General features: G+C 72.8%; 1 pseudogene. It reads left to right on the top strand.

Going from position 1 to position 640, the window contains the following annotated elements:
- Window positions 1-274, top strand: a pseudogene (locus MKL09_RS27880) (glycosyltransferase family 4 protein); the annotation flags it as partial.
- Window positions 275-640: the final 366 nt, after the last annotated feature.

The following is a 640-nucleotide window of genomic DNA, read 5'->3' as shown; positions in this document are numbered from 1 at the left end:
CGGAAGGCCGCCGGCGGCCTTCCGCCGGGGCGCCCTGCCCGACATCCTCGACGCGCAGTGCGGTCGCCTCGCACGGCCGGATGATTCGCACGATCTATCGGTGGCGATCCGCGAGGCGGCCGGCCTGTCGCGCCGGGCCTGCCGCGACCGGGCGGAGGCGCTCTATGACGCCGCCGCCATGACCGAGCGCTACCTCGAGACCTACGATGCCGTGATCGCGCGCTGTGCCGAGCGGGCGCGGCCGACGCTGCGGGTGGCCGGGGGACGGGCGTAGAATAAGTCCCGGAAACACGACGCGTTTTCCCCTCCCCCTTGGGGGCTTGCAGATCCACACATCGGGGTCACAGAAGACACAGGAAACACTGCGGCTCTCCCTCCCCCCTCTGCGGGGGAGGGTGGCCCCCGAAGGGGGTCGGGAGAGGGGAGCGACGGTGCAGAACGGGACTTCGCCCGTCACGGCAGTCGCGCCCTGTCCTAAGCCCGGGCTCCCCTCTCCCGGCCCTCGCTGACGCGCGGCCCACCCTCCCCCGCAGAGGGGGGAGGGAGACGCGCTGGGGGGTAGCCTTGGCCCACATCCGGCAGCGACGTGTGAACATCCAAGGTGGTGCGGGACGTGGGTCGGGTCGGGCCCTGCACCGGG

It is taken from the genome of Methylobacterium sp. J-048 (assembly GCF_022829515.1).
Lineage (GTDB): Bacteria > Pseudomonadota > Alphaproteobacteria > Rhizobiales > Beijerinckiaceae > Methylobacterium.
The sequence above is the reverse complement of the archived record's forward strand: the minus strand, read 5'-3'. Positions and strand labels throughout refer to the sequence as shown.